At 66.2% G+C, this 1,902-nt stretch carries 2 protein-coding genes; both read left to right on the top strand.

Annotated features, from left to right (window positions below; genetic code table 11):
- Positions 1-1,018: dihydroxy-acid dehydratase domain-containing protein (locus KM176_RS23385; protein ID WP_215558831.1), on the top strand; the 1,018-nt coding region annotated here is incomplete at its 5' end.
- Between the two features lie 11 nt (positions 1,019-1,029).
- On the top strand, positions 1,030-1,755 hold the full coding sequence (locus KM176_RS23380) for a ribonuclease activity regulator RraA (RefSeq protein ID WP_160897356.1): 726 nt from the start codon (positions 1,030-1,032) through the stop codon (positions 1,753-1,755).
- Positions 1,756-1,902 lie beyond the last annotated feature (147 nt).

Genomic DNA, 1,902 nt, shown 5'->3' with positions numbered 1-1,902 from the left:
GCGGCGCATCGTCGACATGGTCTGGGAAGACCTGGTGCCCTCGAAGATCATAACGGACGCCTCCGTACGGAACGCCGCCATCGTCGCCATGGCGACCGGCTGCTCGACCAACGCCGTGGTCCACCTGATCGCCATGGCGCGCCGCGCCGGGATCGATCTGACGCTGGACGACCTGGACGCGCTTGGCCGCACCACGCCGCTGATCGCCAACGTCCGCCCCTCCGGCAAGGACTACCTGATGGAGGACTTCTTCTATGCGGGCGGGCTGCGCGCGCTGATGAAGCAGATCGAGGACCGGCTGGACACTTCCGTGATCACGGTCACCGGCAAGACCCTGGCCGAGAACCTGGAGGGCGCGCAGGTCTACAATGACGACGTGATCCGCCCGCTGTCGAACCCGGTCTATCACGAGGGGTCCCTGGCGGTGCTGCGCGGCAACCTCTGCCCCGACGGGGCGGTGATCAAACCCGCCGCCTGCGATCCGAAGTATTACAGGCACGAGGGCCCGGCGCTGGTCTTCGACAGCTATCCGGAGATGAAGAAGGCGGTCGATGACGAGGATCTGGAGATCACGCCCGACACGGTGATGGTGCTGAGGAATGCCGGTCCCCAGGGCGGCCCGGGCTTCCCGGAATGGGGCATGTTGCCGATCCCCAAGGCATTGATCAAGCAGGGCTATCGCGACATGCTGCGGATCTCTGACGCGCGGATGTCGGGCACGTCCTACGGGGCCTGCGTGCTGCACGTCGCCCCGGAATCCTACGTCGGCGGTCCGCTGGCGCTTCTGAAGACGGGCGATATCGTGCGGCTGGATCTGGAGGCGCGCACCCTCGACATGCTGGTCGACGCCGCCGAGCTGGAGGCCCGCCGCGCCGCCTGGAGCGCCCCGGCAAAGCGCTATGAGCGCGGCTATGGCCACATGTTTTCCAAGCACGTCACGCAGGCCGACAAGGGCTGCGACTTCGACTTCCTCGAAACCTCCTACGGCGCAACCGCCGGCGAACCCGACATCTTCTGAAGGATCCCGAGATGACCGACTACGTTCTCTCCGACGACACCCGCGCCAAGCTGAAGCGGATCTCGACCGCCTCGATCGCCACCCAGCTCTACAAGCGCGGGTTGCGCAACCAGTTCATCCAGGGCGTCGGCCCGGTCAGCCCCAAGGCCGAGCGCATGGTGGGTCAGGCCTTCACCCTGCGCTACATCCCGGCGCGCGAAGATCGCAACCCGCTGGAAGTGTTCCGTGACCCCGCCCACAAGCAGCGCGTCGCCGTGGAAACCTGCCCGCCCGGCCATGTGCTGGTGATGGACGGGCGCAAGGACGCGTCCGCCGCAACCGCAGGTTCGATCCTGGTGACACGCCTTGCAGTGCGCGGCTGCGCCGGCGTCGTCTCGGATGGGGGCTTCCGCGATGCCGAAGGCATCGGCGCGCTGGACATGCCCTGCTTCTATGCCGGCCCCTCGGCGCCCACCAACCTGACGAAACACGAGGCCTCGGACATCAACATCCCCATCGCCTGCGGTGATGTTGCGGTTTTCCCCGGGGATGTTCTGGTCGGCGACCGCGACGGCGTGATGGTGATCCCGGCGCATCTGGCCGACGAGATCGCGGAGGTCTGCTCCGGCATGGAAGCCTTCGAGGATTTCGTCCTCGAAGAAGTCCTCTCCGGCACGCCGATCATCGGCCTCTACCCCTGCACGCTGGAAGAGAACGAGAAGAAGTTCACCGACTGGCGCGCCCGTACCGGCCGCTGACCGCCCTCACCTCCTCACCTCATTTTCTTGTTTTAAATACCTCTGGGGTCCGGGGGCAGCGCCCCCGGGGTCTCCACCGGAAAGGACATTTCATGGATGGCATGACACCCGCCTTCACCCCCCACGGCAAGCACCTGATCGCGGGCG

The sequence above is a fragment of the Pseudooceanicola endophyticus genome (assembly GCF_018760365.1).
GTDB lineage: Bacteria > Pseudomonadota > Alphaproteobacteria > Rhodobacterales > Rhodobacteraceae > Pseudooceanicola > Pseudooceanicola endophyticus.
Note: the sequence above shows the minus strand (reverse complement) of the source record. Positions and strands in the feature narration are given on the sequence as shown.